The organism is Clostridium sp. CM036, assembly GCF_055081135.1.
In genome coordinates this window covers 643,988-665,508 of record NZ_CM143652.1, presented here as the reverse complement: position 1 = coordinate 665,508, position 21,521 = coordinate 643,988, and the positions used below count along the sequence as shown (strand labels likewise).

Genomic DNA, 21,521 nt, shown 5'->3' with positions numbered 1-21,521 from the left:
CTATTAAATCATCTAACTGAGTATCCCTCTAGACATAAGAGCGTTATAGTCATTATCTTTGCTTAATTTATACTCACAAAATGCTATAATTACATCTCTTGTTTCAACATTCTTTTTATCAATATGAATATTAATATACTGTGGTTTAAACCCTATAAGCCTTCCATTAGTGCCATTCACTACATTATAAGGAATAAAGTAAGTGTTGTTTCTTTCTAACAAAATTTCGCTTAAAATATCCCGTTCAACAATTAATACTGGTAAGTTGGTAGCAGGTTCACGAAGCTCATTTCCAGTATCTAAAAATGCCTTAATAGTTTTTTTATAGCTTTTATTTATTATATCAACAGTGTATATAAGTGTTGATATTTTTTTTCTATCTCCAATAAAAATCATGATCCTGTATATCAATATATAAATTATCATTACTGAAAGCATTAATTTTTCGTAAGGAAAATTTATTATGATTATATCAAATGACATATTTTTACTATTGTTCATTTGTATAAATAAACACATTCCAGCTAAAAGTATTGAATATAATATAAATATTAAAGAAGCCTTAATATTGAATAAAATGTTTTTTTCTCTAAAAACAATTAAAATCATCGCGACTGGTACTAATATTTTAAAAGGCAAATATGTCAAGTATCTAAGCTTTGGATAGACTACTGTTAATACATATAAGCTGCCTATAAAACTTGAAAGACACATCCATATAAGATTTACTCTTTTTCTTAATGTTTGAACTGTAATATGCAATATGAATAGATTAACTATAAAATTCACTAATATAAGGACATCTATATATACTATCACTTGCTCTTCCTCCTTTAAAATTATTATATAACTTATGCAATCAAAATTTTGTCATTTTTTACAATATTTTTTTATTTTTATTCTTCTATAAATCACCATTTTTTCCCATATTGTGTTAGGAAATACAAAGTAAAAAAAAGGACCATTCCTTATTAATTCACCACGTTAACTAGCCCCTCTAAAACGACTTAAGTTAACTCAGTGAATTTGCATAGAGATTATGTCCTATTAGCAATTAAAATTGCCCTAAACGCAAATAAAGTGCCAAAAGGCACTTTACTATTTATTACTTGCTTTGTCTTCTTAAAAAAGCTGGAATTTCTAAATCAGAATCTCCATACTCTTTAGTATATGCAACTTCTTCAATAGGATTAACTGGTTCTTTTACTTTAGGCTTTGGGACAGTTTTATTTTGCACAACTTTGTCACTTTCAAAACCAGTTGCAATAACTGTTATTCTTATTTCATCTTTTAGGTCTTCATCTATAACTGCACCAAATATAATATTAGCGTCTGGGTCAGCTGCACCTTGTACAATTTCCGCAGCCTCATTTATTTCAAGTAAACCTAAGTCCATTCCACCAGTAATATTTAAAAGTACACCTGTAGCACCGACTATAGAAGTTTCTAGTAACGGGCTTGAAATAGCTTGTTTTGCTGCCTCTTGAGATCTATTATCACCAGAGGCTCTACCAACACCCATATGTGCAAGACCTTTAGCAAGCATAATTGTTCTCACATCTGCAAAATCTAAATTTACAAGACCGGGTATAGTAATCAAATCAGATATACCTTGTATACCTTGTCTTAAAACATCATCTGCCATTTTGAAAGAGTCCATCAATGTAGTTTTTTTATCTACCATTGTTAATAATCTTTCATTTGGAATTGTTACTAAAGTATCAACTACTTCTTTAAGCGTTTTTATTCCGATTTCAGCATTAATCATTCTTTTTCTGCCTTCAAAAGGGAATGGTTTTGTTACAACTCCTACAGTAAGTATTCCCATGGATTTAGCGATTTCTGCAACTACAGGTGCAGCTCCAGTACCTGTACCGCCTCCCATACCTGCAGTAATAAATACCATATCCGCTCCTTTTATTGCTTGAGAAATTTCTTCTTTACTTTCTTCTGCCGCTTTCATACCTATTTCTGGATTAGCGCCTGCTCCTAGCCCCTTAGTTAACTTATCACCAATTTGAATTTTTTGAACTGCATGAGAAAGAATTAAAGCTTGTTTATCCGTATTTATCGCTATAAACTCCACGTTTTTGAGTCCCTCTATAATCATTCTGTTTATAGCATTGTTTCCTCCGCCTCCACACCCAATTACTTTAATTTGAGCAAATTCTTGAACATCAACATCAAAATCTAGCACAACACTACCTCCTCTTTAGAAAAAATCTGCAAAAAAACCTTTTATTTTTGATGCAAATCCATTTTCTACTTTTATATTTTTGTTTTTTGACCATTTGTTATCATATGAATGTTCATCTGATTCTTCCAATGAACTATTACTAGTTTTAATATTATTAACAGCTTGAAGCACTATACCTACTGCTGTAACATATATAGGGCTAGCTGCTCCTACATACTCTGGTGAACCTATTCTCACTGACTTATCGAGTATAACTTTACTGAGTTCATTAGTGCCTCTTAATAAAGCTATACCTCCACCAACTATTACTACTCCAGAAGTTTCATTATAAAATCCACTATTTACTAGGTTTCTTTTAATTAAATGTAATAACTCATCTACTCTAGCATAAATTATATCAACTAATAAATTATTATCAATTTCCATTAAATTATCATAAGAATCTTTGACTCTAATTTTCTCAACGTTTTCTCCATTTTCTTTAATTAAGCTTCCATATTTAAGCTTTAATCTTTCACCTTCGCTAAAAGGAACTTTAAGACAAACCGAGATATCGTTGGTTATGTTATCTCCACCTAATTGAATAATAGAAGTATGTTTTAATTTTCCACTCTTGTAAATAGAAATATCAATAGTTTGTGCTCCAACATCAACTAGTGCTATTCCCATGTCCTTTTCTTCTTTTCGTAATACAGCCTCTGATATAGCTGATGGTTGAAGTACTATCCCATTAACTTTAATTCCAGCTCGCTTCACACTTTTTAATAAATTACTAACTACTGTGGATTGTGCCATGACTACTTGTCCTTCAACTTCTAGCCTTATACCACTCATTCCTCTAGGGTCTTTGATATTATCATATCCATCAACAATATATTGTTCGGGCTCAACACCTACTATTTCTTTATCGGGCGGAACTGAGATGAGTTTAGCTGCCTCAATTACCCTGTCCACGTCGCTCTGCTTTATTTCTCTGTCTTCAGAAGATATCGCAATCATACCTGTATTTCTTACTAGTTCACAAATTCCTCCAGGTAAAGATATATACCCTTCATTGATTTGTGTATCTGTCATACGCTCTAATTGTGTAATACATTTTTTTATAGCTTCCGCTGTACTATCAATATCTATTACAACTGATTTATTTAAACCACTACATACAACTGATGTAATGCCTATAATCTGAAGTTTTCCATTACTACTGATTTTACCAACTGATCCACATATTTTTGATGATCCTAAATCAATCCCTACTATTTGTTCATTCATTAAGTTTATCCCCCCTCATAAGAGAAACCTTAAGTGTATATATTCAACAAAAAGATAAATTTTCCTCTTAATTTAAATGATTTTTTTAAATATTTATTATTAATTTAAATATAATCAAAATTAATTTCATTTTATTGTATATTTGCAGATATATATAACCTTAATTTCAAATTAGTAAATACATTATATTATGATGTTAAAAAGCTAACTTGTCCTTCTAGACTAATTATAATAGCAAAATATAGAAAAAGCAATATCATATCGTTAAGTAAATCAACCAAATAGTATATAAATTGGTTAATTTTACATTAAATTAAAAATAAAGCTGAAAGCTATAATTTATCTATGCTTTTAGCTTGTTTTTTAATTATTTACTAAAGCGATAGCATTCTTACAATCATTTCATTGTCAACTGAGTAATTAATTGCTTCCTCTTTAGATATAACACCTTTTTTATATAACTCTGCAATTGACATATCCATAGTTTTCATACCATATTTCCCGCCAGTTTGAACACAAGATTGTAATTGATGTGTCTTGCCTTCGCGGATAAGATTTTGAATTGCTGGAGTTGATATCATTACCTCAAGCGCTGCTACTCTCCCTCTTCCACTTATCTTAGGTATTAATTGTTGAGAAACTATTCCCTGCATTACCGCTGATAATTGAACTTTAATTTGTTGCTGCTGATATGGAGGAAATACATCAACTATTCTATCTACTGTTTTTGCTGCACCTATAGTATGTAAAGTAGAGAAAACCAAATGTCCAGTTTCAGCTGCAGTAATAGCAATAGAAATCGTTTCAAGATCTCGCATTTCACCTACTAATATAACATCTGGATCCTCTCTAAGAATAGCCCTTAATGCATTTTTATAATTTTTACTGTCTTTTCCGATTTCTCTTTGATTAATAATGGATTTGTTATGTTTGTGTAAATATTCAATAGGGTCCTCGAGTGTTATAATATTACATGCTCTAGTAGAATTAATTTCATTAACCATAGCAGCGAGAGTTGTACTTTTACCACTACCTGTAGGCCCTGTCACTAAAACTAGCCCTCTTTGTTTTGTGGTAAGAACCCTAACAACCTCTGGAAGCTCAAGCTGTTTAATAGTAGGTATTTTTAATGCAACTACTCTAATAGCTATAGTATCGCTTCCCCTATGTTTATAAACATTAACCCTAAATCTTCCAAGTCCGTAAATAAAGTAAGACGTATCGATTTCTCCATTTTGACAATATTTTTCATAAGAATTCTCTAAAATTTCTCTTGAGTATTTTTCAGTGTCTGCTGGAGTTAATTTATCTTTTCCTGTTTGTATTAAATTACCATCGACTCTAATGATTGGCACTGAGTCCACTGTAAGGTGCAAATCTGATGCATTTTGTTCTGTTGTCTTTTTTAGTAATTCACTAAGAGGTATCATTATTGGTCCTCCTGTTCTTTTAATGAAGCTTCCAAATATATATGCCAAATTGAGTTCTAAATTTTAGAATCTTCTTGTCACTTAAAATTTTTGCTCCATTTTCATCACCTAACTGCAGAAATTTTATTTTCTCAGATAAATAATTTAAATACATTCTTTCCCGAAATATTTTGTATCTTTAATGAAAATCGTTAAGATGCTTTATTTGACTAACGGTGTACATTTTATAATTATACCATAGTTGTTACAATTTATTAGAACTATTCAACCTATTTTTACTAGTACTATTTAATTCCTTATTAAGCTTCTTTAATGCCCTCTTTTCAATTCTAGAAACATAGGACCTTGAAATCCCTAAGATCAATGCAATTTCTCTTTGAGTTCTAGGGTTACCATCAAGTAATCCATATCGCATTTGAATTATTGTTTTTTCTCTATCCATTAAAGCTACGTTTATCTTATTATAAAGCTTTTTAATTTGTATTTTACTTTCTACTATATCAATAATAGAATCTTCATCGCTGCTTAACACATCCATAAGTGATATCTCATTACCCTCTTTATCAATACCAATAGGGTCTTGCAGGTAAACCTCCCCTTTTGTTTTCTTATTATTGCGAATAAGCATAAGTATCTCGTTTTCTATGCACCTTGCAGCATAGGTGGCAAGCCTTGTTCCCTTACTTATATCAAAGGAATCAATGGCTTTAATAAGACCTACAGTTCCAATAGAAATCAGGTCATCTACATCCTTTCCTGGATAGGAATATTTTTTTACTATATGTGCAACTAGTCTTAGATTTCGTTCAACTAATACACCTTTAGCTAGTAACTCGCCGTCCTTTAACTTTTTTAAATAGGATTTCTCCTCTTCTTCACTTAATGGTTGAGGGAATGAACTACTTCCAGTTATATAAGCCGTCAAAAGTGTAACATTTCCAATCATATCTAATAAACAATTTATGAAAAACACAGATGTTCCTCCTAATAGAGCTTATAATATAATATGATTTATTTTACTAAAAGTGCCTGTACATGGAAATTTATTTTATTATTTTATAAATTTCTTTAGCTAATAACTTTCCTTCCGAAGTCTTTAATGCAGCCTCACAGGAGATGTTTTAATGGCGTTAACTACTTTTTTAAATATCGGAGCCGCTGTACCTCCACCTTCTTCATCTGCTACACCTTTTACATTACTCATCTCAATATTATTTACATATACAACCATGGAATAATTTTTCCCGTTTAAATTGAAAAAGCCAACAAACCATCCATCGGAACACTTCTGACTTTCTTTTTTCCCATTTACTAATTTATTTACATAGTATGTAGTAGTGCCCGTTTTCCCACCTATATCCATGCCTTTAATTGAAGCCTGGGTTCCTGTGCCTTTGTTTACTACATCCATCATATGAAGTTTCACAGCTTCTGCAGTTTCTCTTTTTAATATGGTCGTATTTTTAGGGGTAATTTCCCCTAGAATTTTATTATCGTCATTTACGTATGCATCTATTATGCTTGGCTGAACATACACTCCATTATTTATAATAGTATTAGGAATACTCATGGCTTCTAGCGGCGTTATTCTAACATTCTGACCAATAGCTGTTTGACTTGTATCACCATCCGTAGGGTGTAATAAATCCGCCATGTCAAACTTACCACTGGCCTCTTGATGAATATTTAATACTTTATGTAACATCCCTTGTTTTTCTGCATAATCATATATATTTTTAAAACCTATTTTCCAACCTAGTTGAGCAAATATGTTATTAGAAGATTTGGCTAGCGCCTCTGCAACTGTAAATGTTTCTCCCTTAAAAGGCTCTTCTAGAAATATTTTAGGACTTACTGTATATTTTTTATAGTTATCTATTTTGTTCGTGTCTAAACCAGCTTCATCCACAATAACTTTAAAAATCGATCCCGGCAAAGCTCCATTAGTACTTGGATATCCTAAGTTCGCATTATAAGCGTTATCATCCTTTTGTACCATCGCCCTTATCTTTCCATTATTGCTCTCCATCACTACAACACCAATTTGACTATACTTTTTGTAGATTCCCTCATGAATAACAGCACAGGCTTTATCTTGGATTTCTTTATCTAAGGTAAGTCTTACATTAACATTGTTTTTAGGATTAATAATTTTGCCCGCAGCTATTTCGCCATTAACCCCTTTAGCAAATCTAATTTTTGTATAATCATTATTTTTAGTTTTATTGTATATTTCCATTTCCAAAGAATCAGTACCTTTGAATACATAATCACTAATGACTTTTTTAGATACAGGATCAACGTGTTCTTTATTGTATTTCGGGTCTATCAATACATTTTCAATTTTCCAATTCCTATCCTTGATCACTTCATTAGCTACATAGGTATAAAATCCTTTTACTTTTTTAATATCTTTAAGTTTATTATAAGTCACTTCATCAATTTTATATCTTATTTTCTCTCCATTACCATTACCTTTTATTTTTTCTAAATCATAGCCTTTATCATAGTTTCTTAAAGTAATAGTTAATGCTTGCATGTCATATTTGCTAGTATATTCATTAAATCTCAAATAATCGACAGGATCAATAATCGCATAGTAACTCACAGCATAATTCAAAAGATCTCGCCCATTACAGTCAGTTAAACTATATAGCGACCCATATTGTTCATCTATTGTATATTGTGAATTAAACATAGTTTTCAAGGGTTCAGATTTAAAATACATGTAATTCATGATTCTCCAAATTAAAAAACAAAATAATACCGTAAACACACCCATTACCGTCCAAGTTCTTTTTTTAATTTCACTTCTTTGATTTGAGTAACCAAAGATATTATTTCTACTACTCATAAAAAAACACCTCACCTAGGCTAATTCTCGCCTAGATTGAGATGTTTTATACTTCAAATATGTTATTTTTTCTTTTGCTGTTTCTGCAGTATTTGGCTTATATTAGCTGTAATTATATCTATAGCTACCTTATTATGTCCGCCTTCAGGTATAATAATGTCAGCGTGTCTTTTGGTAGGTTCAATAAATTGTTCGTGCATTGGTTTAACAACATTTAAATATTGATTTATAACAGAATCTGTTGTTCTACCTCTCTCGGTAATATCTCTTGTAAGTCTTCGTATAAACCTAACATCTGCATCTGTGTCTACATATATTTTAATATCCAGCATGTCACGAAGAACCTTTTCCTGGAGTACAAGAATCCCTTCAAATATAATAATTTCCTTTGGCTGCACGGAAACTGTTTCTTCTATTCTATTATGCATTTCAAAATTATATATAGGCTTTTCAATAACCTTTCCTTCTAAAAGAAGGTTTAGGTGTCTCACTAATAGTGAAGTATCAAAAGCATCCGGATGATCATAATTTGTTTTTATTCTTTCTTCAAAAGAAAGATTACTCTGATCCTTATAATAAGAATCTTGTGCAATCATTGTAATACATGTCTCATCAAAATGTTTATAAATTTCTCTCGCTATAGTGCTTTTTCCTGAACCCGTTCCTCCGGTTATCCCTATTAAAACCGGGCGATACATTATTCTTTCTCCTTAGATTTGATAAGTATATCATTCTCATGTAGTTTTTCTTTAACATTTACAGTGAATAACATCTGGGCACTTGGTGCAGCAGCTATGCTTTCGCCCTTAGAATTTCTCATATCATTAAGCACAATTAAAACATTATCTCCTACAGGCCTTAATACTTCAACAGTATCACCCTGGAATACTTTATTCCTTTGTTCCACTAATGCAATATTATTTTCCGAATGGTATTCGCGTACAATTCCAACTATATCGTAATCTCTAATATATGAAGAGGATTCATGTATCTGTTTATTGGGATCTCCAAAGTAGAACCCAGTATAATATTGTCTGTGACTCGGTTTCAAGAGGTTATCCATCCATTTTTTTTGAAATTTATAATTTACTGAATCCTTCATATATGTATCCAAAGCTTCTCTATAGGATTTACATACAGAAGCAACATAATATGAGCTTTTCATTCTTCCTTCTATTTTAAATGACGTTATCCCTGATTCTACAAGTTCCGGTATATGTTCTATCATGCATAAGTCCTTTGAATTCATTATGTAAGTGCCTTTATCATCTTCTATTATAGGAAAGTACTCACCATCTCTTTTTTCTTCCGTTAAGAAATATTTATATCTACATGGCTGGGCGCATTGTCCACGATTTGCATCTCTTCCCGTCATATAATTTGACATTAGACATCTTCCCGAATATGCCATACACATAGATCCATGGACAAAAGCTTCAAGTTCACAACTATCCGGCAACTTTGCTCTAATTTCTTTAATTTCACCTAGAGACAATTCTCTTGCAAGAACAATTCTTTTGACCCCTTGCTTATGCCAAAAAATAGCTGATTTGTAGTTTACATTGTTAGATTGGGTACTCAAATGAATTTCTAAATTTGGTACAACTTCTCTAGCCGTCATAATAATTCCTGGGTCAGAAACAATAATAGCATCTGCACCTAGTTCATATATTTCTTTTAGATAACCTTCTAGGCCTTCTAAATCGTCATTATGAGGAAATACATTTAATGTAACATATACTCTTTTACCTTTGGAATGTGCAAAGTCTATACCTTCTTTTAATTGAACATTGCTAAAATTATCCGCAAAAGCTCTTAAATTCAATTTACTTCCGCCTAAATAAACTGCGTCTGCTCCAAAATTTATAGCTGCTTTTAATTTCTCCAAATTACCTGCCGGTGCTAATATTTCTGGTTTCATTAGTTTCATGCCTCCTTACTTCCCCCTGCAAACTTTCTTACTGTAACTGAGATACCATCACCCATTGGTATTACAGAAGTTACAAGGTTATCATTATTAGATACTAGTTCTAAATAGCTTTTCATACGTTTTATTATAGTGATTTTTCTACGTGTTGCGAGTTCTTTCGATGCAACCATTCCTCGAAAAAGTACATTATCAGCAATAAGAACTCCCTCTCTTTTTAAGAGTCTCAAGCAGTGAGGAAGAAAATGATTATAGTGACCTTTACCTGCATCCATAAAAATCATATCATATTCATCTTGGAGACTTTCTAAAATCTCTAAACAATCTCCTTTTAGAACAGTAATTTTATTCTGCATTCCGTATTTTATTATATTCGCATTTGCAATTTCTATCATTTTTTCATCTCTTTCAATAGTCGTAATTTCACTTAACCCACCGGAAGTTAAATTCATTAAAATAGAAGAATATCCTATAGCCGTGCCCAGCTCTAAAATTTTTTTAGGTCTATTTATAGTTATCATTAATTCCAAAAATTTAGCAGTTTCTTTTTGAACTATAGGGACTCTATTCTCGAGAGCAAATTTCTCTAGCTCATCTAAAATACCAACATTACTTGGAATGAGATCTCTTAAATATTGTTCCATATAATCATATGTTATCCCACTCATTTAATTTCCTCCAAAATTCATTAATGCACATAAAAACAAATAACAAGTCAACGATATAATTATACTGACTTGTTATTTATTCTCATGTGACTAACACTAACTAAAATCCTTGTGTTACATCTTTGACCTTTAAAAATTCATTATAGTCATCTGTAAAAAAATGCTTTCCATCATTACTTAAAACAAAGTATAAATAATTTGTTTTAGTAGGAGATAAGGCTGCTTTAATAGATTCTTTTCCTGGGTTACATATTGGACCTACAGGAAGTCCTGTCACCTTGTAGGTATTATAAGGTGACTTAACCTCTAAATCTTTATTGTATAATTTTTCCTTATGTTTACCTAAAGAATATAAAACAGTTGCACAAGATTGTAACTTCATGTCTTTTTTTAGCCTATTATAAAAAACTGATGCCACTTTAGCTTTTTCATTTTTATCACTAGTTTCTCTTTCAACAATTGATGCCATTATTATTATATCATCTAATTTCTTCATCTCTATAGGCGTTTCTTTATTTATTTCATTTATAGTACTATAAAACTTATCCACCATTAATTTTATTATTGCATTTCCACTCATACCGGCTTTAAGATCATATGTAGATGGAAAAAGAAAACCTTCCAAATTAAATTTTCGGTTTTCTTTTTCCGTAATATAAGTAGGCAGCTTGTAAGTTTTACAGCTATCAATAAATTTTTCTTTGTTTATTATGCCTTTTTCTTGTAGCATATTTGCAATACTATTTATATCAAATCCCTCAGGTATTGTTACTTTAATAATGTCTTTTTCATTTCCTACAGTTGATAAAATTTTTATAAACTCCACAACTGTAACATCCTTTGGTATCAAGAACTTTCCTGTATGAACATTAGATTTTATTTTGTTTGATTTGATATAAAATTTTATAATACTTGCATTTTTTATAGCACCAATTTGGTTTAAATCATCTAGTACACTATACAAAGCGTCTCCATTTTTCACATTAACATAGATATCTTTATTAGTTTTAATAGGATGCTGTATTATCTTTTTATACTGAAAATTACCAGCTAATACGCAAACTATTAAAACCATAATTAATAGCACTATCTTTTTCATTAAACCACCCCATAATTTATGCTATTTGCTTTTTTTGCTAGTTGCTCTTTTTCTTTCTCCTGAATCTAATATTCTTTTTCTCATTCTGATATTTAGAGGAGTAATTTCAACTAACTCATCAACAGCTATAAATTCTAAGCATTGTTCTAGTGTCATTTGTTTTACTGGAACTAGTTTTGGTGATTCATCTGCTCCTGAAGATCTAGTATTTGTTAATTGTTTCTTTCTACAAATATTTATCTCCATATCTCCAGCTCTTGCACATTCTCCTGCAATCATTCCTGCATATACAGGCACTCCTGGTTCTAGGAAAAGAGTACCACGATCCTGAGCATTAAATAATCCGTAAGTAATTGATTCTCCTGTTTCAAATACAATTAAAGAACCTCTACTTCTATCTGGTATTTCACCTCTGTATTTATCGTAACCATCTAGAACGTGATTCATTATACCATTACCCTTGGTATCAGTCATAAGTTCACTTCTAAATCCAATTAATCCTCTTGATGGTATTTTAAATTCTAATCTAGTGTATCCATTTATAGCTGAAGTCATATTTACCATTTCTGCTTTTCTAGGTCCCATTTTCTCCATTACTACGCCCATAAATTCTTCTGGTACGTCAATTGTAAGGTACTCAATTGGCTCTGTTTTATGGCCATTTTCTTCTTTAAATATAACATTTGCTTTTGACACTTGGAATTCATATCCTTCACGTCTCATAGTTTCAATTAGAACTGAAAGATGAAGTTCTCCTCTTCCACTTACTTCAAAACCATCATCAATTTCTTTTACTCTTAAACTAACATTGGTTTCAAGCTCTTTGATAAGTCTATCTCTTATGTGTCTTGATGTAACATAAGTTCCTTCTTTTCCTGCAAAAGGAGAATTATTAACCATGAAATTCATAGTTAGTGTAGGCTCATCAATTTCAACGAATGGAAGAGCTTCTGGTTCATTAATATCAGCTATTGTCTCTCCGATGTTAATGTCTGGAATACCAGAAACTGCTACTATATCACCAAGCATTGCTTCTTCAGTTTCTTCTCTTTTAAGACCTTTGTAAACAAAAAGAGCTGAAACTTTAACATTGTTTATTGTGCCATCTTTTCTTATAAGTGCGATAGGTTGATTTCTTTTGATTGATCCTCTTTCGATCTTTCCTATTCCAATCTTACCAACATACTCATTATAATCAATAGTTGAAATAAGCAATTGAAGTGGCATATCTAAATATCCTTCTGGTGCCTTTACATTCTTTACTATAGAATCAAATAATGGTTCCATGTTGTCACTTACATCATCAACATTTAATTTAGCAAATCCTTCTCTAGCAGAAGCATATACCACTGCAAAATCTAATTGTTCATCATCCGCTCCAAGTTCAACAAATAAGTCAAAGACTTCATCAAGAACATGTGTAGGACGACCATCTTTTCTATCAATTTTGTTTATAACAACGATTGGCTTAAGGTTTAATTCTAATGCCTTTTTTAAAACGAATTTAGTTTGTGGCATTGGACCTTCATATGCATCAACTACAAGAAGTACGCTATCAACCATTTTAAGTACTCGTTCAACCTCTCCACCGAAGTCAGCGTGGCCAGGAGTATCAACTATATTTATTTTAATTCCATTATGCATTATTGCAGTATTTTTAGAAAGAATTGTTATTCCTCTTTCTTTTTCTAAATCGTTAGAGTCCATTACTCTTTCTTGCACTTTTTCGTTTTCTCTAAAAACATGGCTTTGTTTAAGTAAACAATCCACTAGTGTTGTCTTACCGTGATCTACGTGAGCAATTATTGCTATATTTCTAACATCATTTCTTGTAAATAAATTCATATTAATCCTCCAATTTTTTTTCGTAAGTTAAACATATTACACAAACAAAAATTGGATACGTCTTTAAGTACCCAACTTTCGCATTTACTATACTTATTTTAATGTTATCTTGCAAAAAAGTCAACTATGTATAGCATTCATTATTAAAAAAATGATACATTTACTTAAATTACATCATTTACTTGGTTTTTTCATCACATCATCCCACATAAATACAAATGCTTCCTCTGTAGGATTTATCGTTTACATTATTTGCAAATACACTTGTCACAAACACCATAGAATTTCAAACTATGATCTTCAATCTTAAAGTTATATTTTTTTTCAACAATAGTCTCTAATTCCTCTAGTAAATCTCCCTGCACCTCTAATACTTTACCACAGCGATTACATATTAGGTGATGATGTTGATGTCTCTCATTCTCATGGTTAAGTTCATATCTACTACAGCCATCATCTAAATCAAACTTTCGAATTACACCCATTTCTTCTAAAAGTTGAACTGTTCTATAAATTGTAGCAAGACCTATTTCTGGACAGTCAGATTTAACCAAGTCATATAGTTCTTCCGCAGTAAGATGGCTACCTTCACTCTTAATTATCCCATTTAAAATAGCCCTTCTCTGCGGAGTAAGCTTATAGCCCTCTTGTTTTAGAGTTTCTTTTAAACTCTCAACGCTCTCTGGAGATACCTTTGACATATATATACCCCTTTTCTACAAACATCATTTGACTCATAGATAAAATTATATTAAGTATACTTTTATTTTAATCCTTTATTATAATATTGTCAATTGATAATCATTTAGTTTTAAGAAAATAGGTTAATTAGTTTGAAAATATATTAAAATGTCTTAATTTAGAATCTTTTTGCTTAAATACTATTATAGTTCTCCTGAAGAAATTGCGTCATACGCCTCCGAAATCATTTCAAACTCTTCATCATCATCTATTGTAACTAAAATATCCTCACCCTCTGCGTCCTTATCTATTCTTAGTGCAATTGCATCAATATCTTCTTCACCAGTTGGCGCAACTATAACATATTCCTTATCTTTAATGTCCAATTTCGTTAGTACGTCAAATTCTATTTCTTTACCCTCTTCATCATATAATAATACGGTTTCAACATTGTTATCCATTTTATTTTCTCCTTTCAATTTATGCAATCAATAATATCTTAATACCCGTTGCATATTTTTGTAAATTTCATTTTATAGATGTGTGCCTAAACTATCTAAATATCCTTGTAAAATGAATGTAGCCGCAATTTTATCTACAATCTTTTTTCTTTTTGATCTAGATAAATCGCCCTCAAGCATTACTCTATTAGCAGCTACTGTTGATAATCTTTCATCCCACATTTTCACTTCTAAATTTAATGTTTCTTTAAGCTTTTCACAAAAACGCTGAACCTTTTCCCCTTGTGGTCCTATAGTTCCATTCATATTTTTAGGGAGGCCTGATACAAAACTTTCTACATTGTATTCCTTACATATTTTAGAAAGTTCCTCTATATCTAGAACTATGCTTTTCCTTTTAATTGTTGTAATTCCCTGTGCTGTTAATCCTAACGGATCGCATACAGCTACCCCTATTGTTCTGTCTCCAATATCTAACCCTAATATTCTCATCCAAATGCTCCTTTAATAATAGCCTAGTTAATGTACACCATTAACTTTAAAAAATAAAATGCCCCCTATGGGCATTTTACTTTTTTATGTCTAGATAAGATTTCAAAACTTCTTCCAATATCTCATCTCTCTCTAGCTTTCTTACCATCGCTCTTGCTCCATTGTAGTTCGTTATATATGTCGGATCTCCTGAAATTAGATATCCTACCATTTGGTTCACTGGGTTATAGCCCTTTTTTATAAGTGAATTATATACGTCAGTCAAAATAGTTTTTGTTAAATCTTTTTTATCTTTTACAAAATCAAATTGGACTGTATTTTGATTATTATCCATTATATACACCCCTTTCCTCATCATACGCTAAACACTAAAATTTATCCCATTTGAATACGCTAGGAAATCATTTGGTAATATAGTAAATTTTTTCAGTTGTAATAAGTTCCATAATTACATACTAACTATAATTAAATTACTTATTATTAATTATATTATAAAACAACTATTGCAAAAAGTATACTATTTTACCAATCTTTCAATTATAGAGCATACATTCGTTATTGCTTCATCTAATTTTTCGGGAAGTTTTCCACCTGCCTCTGCCATGTCAGGCCTTCCACCACCGCCACCACCAGCGATTTTAGCAACTTCTTTAATTATTTTCCCACAGTGTATTCCTTTATCTATTGCTGACTTAGACGCCATTGCAACAAATTGTACTTTATCGTCTGTACAGCTTCCTATTACCACTACACCATCAACAATCTTATTACGAAGTTTATCAGCTAAATCTCTTAAAGCATCTCCGTTTATATTTTTTACAGCTCCCGAAATCACTTTAACACCTTTGACCTGTTTAATATTCTCTAAAATTTCATCTACTGAAGAACTGGCTAATTTTTCTTTTAATAATACTATTTCCTTTTCTTTGTATTTTAATTCTACCAATTGAGTTTGTAATTTATTTATTATGTCTTTTTCTGAACATTTTAATGTACTTCCAATATATTTTAATAAATTACTTTTATCTTCTACATATTTTATAGATTCACTACCAGTTATAGCTTCAATTCTTCTAACCCCTGCCGCTACTCCTGCTTCAGATAAAATTTTAAATAATCCGATTTCGCCTGAATTTCTAACATGAGTACCGCCACATAATTCCTTACTATACTCTCCTACAGATACTACTCTAACATCTCCTTGATATTTTTCATCAAATAATGCTATAGCTCCAGTTTCCTTAGCTTTCTCAATGGTCATAACCTCAGTCTCTACCTTATACGCCTTCATAATATTGTCATTTACAATTTTCTCAACTTTAGCAATCTCTTTCTCAGTTAGTGCAGAAAAATGAGTGAAGTCAAACCTTAATCTATCTTCATTTACATAAGAACCTGATTGATGAACGTGATCACCTAAAACTCTTTTCAGCGTTTCTTGTAGCATGTGAGTTACAGTATGATTTTTACAAATTTGAGCTCTCCTATCTTCGTCAACCTTAAGAGTTACTATTTCATCTGCTATCACTATTCCTTCTAACACCTCAATAAAATGTATTATTTTTCCGGAAATATCTTTTTGGCAATCGTACACTTTTGCTTTAAAATTATCATTAAAAATTATTCCCTTATCTCCAATTTGCCCTCCCATTTCTGCATAGAAAGGAGTATCTTCGGTTACAATAATCCCTTTTGAACCCTTTGAAAGGTCCGTAACATGCTCTTCGCCACTAATTAAAAATTTAGCCTTAGATTCCAATTGTATTTTATCATATCCATCAAATTTTGTTTCTATATTTTTAGGAATTAAGTTCATTGAACTTTCTCCACTGCCCATATAATTTGACTGTACTCTAGCAGCTCTTGCCCTTTGCTTTTGACTTTGCATTGCAGCATTAAATCCTTCTAAATCAATTTTTATACCAGCGTCGCTAAGTATTTCTTCTGTAAGCTCATATGGAAAACCATAGGTATCGTATAATTTAAAAGCTTTATCTCCACCTAAAATTTTATTGTTATTTTTTTGAAGCTCTTCTATGTAAACTTTTAAAATATCCATACCAGAATCTATAGTTTCTAAAAATCTTTCCTCTTCAATTTTTATAACTTTCTTAATATAGGATGATTTTTCTTTTAATTCTGGGTATGCTTTAGAGGAGTTTTCAATAACAGTATCGCAAAGTTCACTTAAAAAAGTATTTTTAATTCCAATTAACCTACCATGCCTTGCCGCACGCCTTAGTAGTCGCCTAAGAACATAACCTCTTCCCTCATTAGACGGAAGTACACCATCACTTATCATAAAGGTTGTGCTTCTAACATGGTCTGTTATAACTTTTAAAGATATCGACTCATTACAGCTATCGCCACATTTCACGCCTGAAATTCTTGAAACTTCTTCTAAAATATTTTTTATAGTATCTACTTCAAATATACTATCTGTGCCTTGCATTATGCCAGCTATTCTCTCGAGACCCATACCTGTATCTATATTAGGATTTTTTAATTTGTTGTAGTTACCATGCTCATCCTTATTAAATTGAGTGAACACTAAATTCCAAAATTCTATTACTCTATCTTCATTGCCTGCCTTAATAAACTCTTCTTCCGTTTTTATTTGGCCGAGTTCTACATTTCTATCGAAGTGTATTTCTGAACTCGGTCCACAAGGTCCTTGACCTATTTCCCAAAAATTTTCTTCTTTTCCTAATCTAAAAATACGTGAAGGATCAACATCAGTATTTTTAATCCATACATCAAAAGCCTCATCATCCTCTAAATATATAGTTATATATAAATTTTCTTTTGGTATTTTCAAAACCTCTGTTGCATATTCCCAAGCCCATGGTATAACCTCTTTTTTGAAATAATCACCAAAAGAAAAATTTCCAAGCATTTCAAAGAAAGTGCCATGTCTTGATGTCTTTCCTACATTCTCAATATCTCCTGTCCTAATACATTTTTGACAATTAGTTATTCTAGTATTAGGTGGCGTTTTAATTCCTGTAAAATATGGTTTAAGTGGTTGCATACCCGCATTTACAAGCAATAAACTGCTGTCATTCTTAGGTACTAGAGGAAAACTTTCTAGTCTAAGATGCTCTTTACCTTCAAAAAAATTTAGAAACGATTCCCTAATTTCATTTAATCCTAATTTTTCCATAATATCTCCTCCGATTGTTTATAGACTGTGTTAACACGATCTATTTATGCTAATTTTATATATAGAATTTTAAAATTCATAATTTTCTAAAATATAAAAAAAAACCTTCACTTCCCTAAAGCAAGGGACGAAAGTTTTCCGCGTTACCACCCTAATTATATCACTATATAATTAATAATAATTAATTACACTGCAATATCTCTCAACAAAATAAGGTTCAAAGACAGCTTCAATATGGCTATCAAGAAGTTTTCACCCTCCACTTCCTCTCTAAATGACTAACTATATTTACTAATTCTTATCATTACCTGATATTAACTTATATATACTATAGTACATTTTACCTTAATACTTCAAGATATGCAAATTATAAATAAAAATATATTGCTTATTCCTAGAATAGATAATAGTTTAAGTCCTCATATATAACTTTTATCACTACTCCTAGTGGCACTGCTAGTATCATACCTAAAATCCCTCCAACCTTCCCACCTATAACCAACAATAATATTACTGTTAATGGGTGCATACTTATACTATCTCCAATTATTTTTGGTGACAATATACTTCCTTCGATTTGTTGAAGTGCAAATAGCCACAACGCTGTATATAAAGCTATTTTTGGAGAGTCAAGCAGAGCTATTAAAATGATAGGTATTACCCCAAATATAGGTCCAAAGTAAGGTATTATATTAAAAATTCCATTTATCAATGAAAGTATCAAAGGAAAATCAACTTTCATAAACATTAATATCAAAAATGTAGCAATGGTTATAATTCCACATAAGATAAATTGACTTATAATATACCTTCCTAATACTTTATCAATATCCGCTATGATTCTCTTTATTATATTTCTGCTCTCTGGTGGAAAAACTATCAATGCCTTATTTATCATGTTTTCACTATCGCATAAAAAGTAATATACTATTAAAGGCGAAACCATGTAAGTTAATATATTCTCACCGATGCCCATGATAGAATCTAATATTTTATCAAATATTAGAAGTATTTGAGCATTTGATTTTTGGTATATAGTAGTCATAATACTACTCATGACTCTGCTTCTATTTAATACTTTTATTTTCATATTTGCATTAATTAAATATTTTTGCAAATCATTTATTGCCTTATTTATGTCTAAACTTTCTCTAAATATTGATGGAATTACCACTATAAACGTTAATAATACTAAACTTAATAAACCGACTATTATTAAACAAGCAGAAGCTTTTTTATTTACTCCTTTTCTAATTAAAAGCATATATAATGGTTTTAGTATATATGCCACAATGAAAGAAATAAAGACTAAATTTATTAATTGTTTAACAATAGGGATTTTTATTAACATAAAGAGTACAACTACAAAAATAATAATACTGAGAATCGTAATAGCTAACTTCTTTTTGCTAATTTTTTTCATCGGCTTTTCCCTCCACAAAGAAGTTATGTGGCATACTTTTAAAACATGATTCATCAAAATTGGGAATGTAGAGAATATTTTCTTCTCCAAGTATTAGTTCATTTATTAGCATTATTCTTTTCCCTCTAAGTAAATTTGTAATAAATCCAGAAGACACTATAATTCCTTTTATTTCAAATGTATCACATGAAAAAGTAATATCCTCCACCATACCAAATACATTGCTACATTTATCTATTACATCCATATTAATAAAGCTATGTAAACATAGATATTTATTTTTCTCTACTTTTTTAACTACCATATGCTTATTAAAATATATGATGTCTTCTTTTAATACACTTAAATTTTTATGGAAAAGTTTATAAGGAGATATTACAAATCCGATTACCTTTCCTTTATTAAAATCCATTAACAAATCTCTGATAAACCCAATTTTCTTGCCATCCATACTAACAACATTCATAAATATAAAATCTCTGCTTTTAAACATATTATCTCCTAAATGAAAAAAATTTAATTATTATTTATTTATAGTTATATTCTCCAAATAATCTAAGAATTATTACATATACTAAAAATAATGTTAAAGATTAATATTTTGTAATTTTACAATTTCTTATATTAAATTACTGTTAGCCCTATTTTTTATATTTGCTCTAAATAATATTTTTAATAATAATTTTACTCTTTAATGACTTCTTTACCCTATTAATTTTATTAAAAGAAAGTGGTGAAATTTTGTAATGAAAAAATTAGTTATAAGTATATTGTTAATTGGTGGTTTATTTTTATCTGGCTGTAGTAATTCAAATTCTAACCTTAGCCCTAATATTAATTCTAAGGATGAGGTTGTTAATCCTAAGCCTGAAAATATTGATGTAGTTCAAAACAAGATTGATGCTATGAGTTTAGATGACAAGATTGGTCAGTTAGTAATTGTTGGGCTTGATGGTTATACAATGAATAATAATATAAATAATTTGATTAAAGACCATAAAGTTGGTGGATTTATTTTATTTAGAAATAATGTAGCTACTTCTAATCAATTAGTTAGCCTGATTAACTCACTAAAAACTACTAATTCACAAAACAAAACGCCTCTATTTATTTCTGTAGATGAGGAAGGTGGACGGGTATCACGAATTCCAAATGAAATTAAAAAGCTTCCATCCAATCAAGTTATAGGGGAAAAGAACGATGGTGCCTTAAGTTACAACATTGGGAAAATTATTGCAGAAGAACTTAAAACCTTTGGATTTAATATGAATTTTGCTCCAGTACTCGATATAAATAGCAACCCTAATAATCCTGTAATAGGAGACAGAGCTTTTGGGAGTACCACTGATATTGTTAATAAACTAGGCATTAAAACCATGGAAGGTATGATAGATAACAATATAATTCCTGTGGTAAAACACTTTCCTGGCCATGGGGACACTTCAGTTGATTCCCATGTAGGCCTGCCTGTAGTAAATAAGGATTTAACAAAACTTAATGCTTTCGAACTGACTCCTTTTAATGAAGCTATAAAGAATAATGTGGATGCCATTATGGTATCACATATATTACTTAATAAAATAGATTCTGTTTATCCTGCGAGTATGTCAAAAGTTATTATAACCGATATATTAAGAGGAACTTTAAAGTTTAGCGGTGTAGTCATTACTGATGATATGACCATGGCGGCCATTACAAAATATAATGACATTGGCGATGCTGCCGTTAAATCATTTAATGCTGGAAGTGACATTATCTTAGTATGCCATGAATATGACAACGAGCTAAAAGTAATTAATTCACTAAAAGCTGCAGTACAAAATAATGTAATATCAGAAAATAGGTTAAATGAGAGTGTATATAGAATACTGAAACTCAAAGAAAAATATATTATTAATAACGCTGCAATAAGTTCAATAAACATTCATGAAATTAACAATAAAATAGAAAACTTATTGAAAGAGTAAATCAAAATCAAACTACATGGGATTAACACCAATGAAGTTTCATTA

The 21,521-nt window shown here is 30.7% G+C and carries 19 protein-coding genes and 1 other annotated feature; of the genes, 1 reads left to right on the top strand and 18 read right to left on the bottom strand.

The genetic code is table 11. The annotated features are described in order from the left end of the window. Positions 1-12: 12 nt before the first annotated feature. From spoIIGA to ACWJKE_RS03030, 18 genes are all read right to left on the bottom strand, one after another. Complete coding sequence (gene spoIIGA / locus ACWJKE_RS03115) at positions 13-819, bottom strand: sigma-E processing peptidase SpoIIGA (protein ID WP_165412729.1); 807 nt, start codon at positions 817-819, stop codon at positions 13-15. Positions 820-1,105: 286 nt separating this feature from the next. Beyond that, a complete protein-coding gene (gene ftsZ, locus ACWJKE_RS03110) occupies positions 1,106-2,197 on the bottom strand; it encodes a cell division protein FtsZ (RefSeq protein WP_165412730.1) in 1,092 nt (363 codons plus the stop codon). Between the two features lie 15 nt (positions 2,198-2,212). Next, on the bottom strand, positions 2,213-3,466 hold the full coding sequence (ftsA, locus tag ACWJKE_RS03105) for a cell division protein FtsA (RefSeq protein ID WP_220286572.1): 1,254 nt from the start codon (positions 3,464-3,466) through the stop codon (positions 2,213-2,215). A 374-nt stretch (positions 3,467-3,840) separates the two neighbouring features. Beyond that, on the bottom strand, positions 3,841-4,896 hold the full coding sequence (locus ACWJKE_RS03100; RefSeq protein ID WP_216302811.1) for a type IV pilus twitching motility protein PilT: 1,056 nt from the start codon (positions 4,894-4,896) through the stop codon (positions 3,841-3,843). A 244-nt stretch (positions 4,897-5,140) separates the two neighbouring features. Then, positions 5,141-5,842, bottom strand: a complete 702-nt coding sequence (gene sigK / locus ACWJKE_RS03095) for an RNA polymerase sporulation sigma factor SigK (protein ID WP_253198157.1) — start codon at positions 5,840-5,842, stop codon at positions 5,141-5,143. 150 nt (positions 5,843-5,992) lie between these two features. Further along, positions 5,993-7,750, bottom strand: coding sequence for a penicillin-binding transpeptidase domain-containing protein (locus ACWJKE_RS03090; RefSeq protein ID WP_462959146.1), 1,758 nt, complete (start codon positions 7,748-7,750; stop codon positions 5,993-5,995). 62 nt (positions 7,751-7,812) lie between these two features. After that, positions 7,813-8,448: a uridine kinase gene (udk, locus tag ACWJKE_RS03085; RefSeq protein WP_165412735.1), complete on the bottom strand. Its 636-nt coding sequence runs from the start codon at positions 8,446-8,448 to the stop codon at positions 7,813-7,815. Beyond that, a complete protein-coding gene (locus ACWJKE_RS03080; protein WP_216302808.1) occupies positions 8,448-9,680 on the bottom strand; it encodes a peptidase U32 family protein in 1,233 nt (410 codons plus the stop codon). Before ACWJKE_RS03080 ends, udk begins: the two co-directional genes overlap by 1 nt. After that, positions 9,677-10,345, bottom strand: coding sequence for an O-methyltransferase (locus ACWJKE_RS03075; RefSeq protein ID WP_216302807.1), 669 nt, complete (start codon positions 10,343-10,345; stop codon positions 9,677-9,679). Before ACWJKE_RS03075 ends, ACWJKE_RS03080 begins: the two co-directional genes overlap by 4 nt. 100 nt (positions 10,346-10,445) lie before the next feature. Further along, positions 10,446-11,444, bottom strand: coding sequence for an endolytic transglycosylase MltG (mltG, locus tag ACWJKE_RS03070; protein WP_216302806.1), 999 nt, complete (start codon positions 11,442-11,444; stop codon positions 10,446-10,448). Positions 11,445-11,465: 21 nt separating this feature from the next. Then, positions 11,466-13,289: a translational GTPase TypA gene (typA, locus tag ACWJKE_RS03065; RefSeq protein WP_165412739.1), complete on the bottom strand. Its 1,824-nt coding sequence runs from the start codon at positions 13,287-13,289 to the stop codon at positions 11,466-11,468. Positions 13,290-13,537: 248 nt separating this feature from the next. After that, positions 13,538-13,990, bottom strand: a complete 453-nt coding sequence (locus tag ACWJKE_RS03060; RefSeq protein WP_165412740.1) for a Fur family transcriptional regulator — start codon at positions 13,988-13,990, stop codon at positions 13,538-13,540. A gap of 183 nt (positions 13,991-14,173) precedes the next feature. Further along, entirely contained in the window at positions 14,174-14,431 is a 258-nt protein-coding gene (locus tag ACWJKE_RS03055; protein WP_165412741.1) for a DUF1292 domain-containing protein, read from the bottom strand. Between the two features lie 72 nt (positions 14,432-14,503). Next, on the bottom strand, positions 14,504-14,923 hold the full coding sequence (gene ruvX / locus ACWJKE_RS03050; RefSeq protein ID WP_165412742.1) for a Holliday junction resolvase RuvX: 420 nt from the start codon (positions 14,921-14,923) through the stop codon (positions 14,504-14,506). 76 nt (positions 14,924-14,999) lie between these two features. Further along, the gene (locus tag ACWJKE_RS03045; protein WP_165412743.1) at positions 15,000-15,257 is read right to left on the bottom strand and encodes an IreB family regulatory phosphoprotein; all 258 of its coding nucleotides are present in this window, start codon (positions 15,255-15,257) and stop codon (positions 15,000-15,002) included. A gap of 183 nt (positions 15,258-15,440) precedes the next feature. Beyond that, positions 15,441-18,086 (bottom strand): alanine--tRNA ligase, encoded by a 2,646-nt coding sequence (alaS, locus tag ACWJKE_RS03040; RefSeq protein WP_216302805.1) that lies wholly within the window; start codon positions 18,084-18,086, stop codon positions 15,441-15,443. Between the two features lie 120 nt (positions 18,087-18,206). Next, positions 18,207-18,400 (bottom strand) — a binding site (T-box leader). A gap of 80 nt (positions 18,401-18,480) precedes the next feature. Then, complete coding sequence (locus ACWJKE_RS03035; protein ID WP_165412745.1) at positions 18,481-19,509, bottom strand: AI-2E family transporter; 1,029 nt, start codon at positions 19,507-19,509, stop codon at positions 18,481-18,483. After that, positions 19,496-20,002: a PRC-barrel domain-containing protein gene (locus ACWJKE_RS03030; RefSeq protein WP_165412746.1), complete on the bottom strand. Its 507-nt coding sequence runs from the start codon at positions 20,000-20,002 to the stop codon at positions 19,496-19,498. Before ACWJKE_RS03030 ends, ACWJKE_RS03035 begins: the two co-directional genes overlap by 14 nt. 253 nt (positions 20,003-20,255) lie before the next feature. Here ACWJKE_RS03030 and nagZ point away from each other — a divergent pair, with 253 nt between their 5' ends. Next, positions 20,256-21,476, top strand: coding sequence for a beta-N-acetylhexosaminidase (gene nagZ / locus ACWJKE_RS03025; RefSeq protein WP_165412747.1), 1,221 nt, complete (start codon positions 20,256-20,258; stop codon positions 21,474-21,476). Positions 21,477-21,521: the final 45 nt, after the last annotated feature.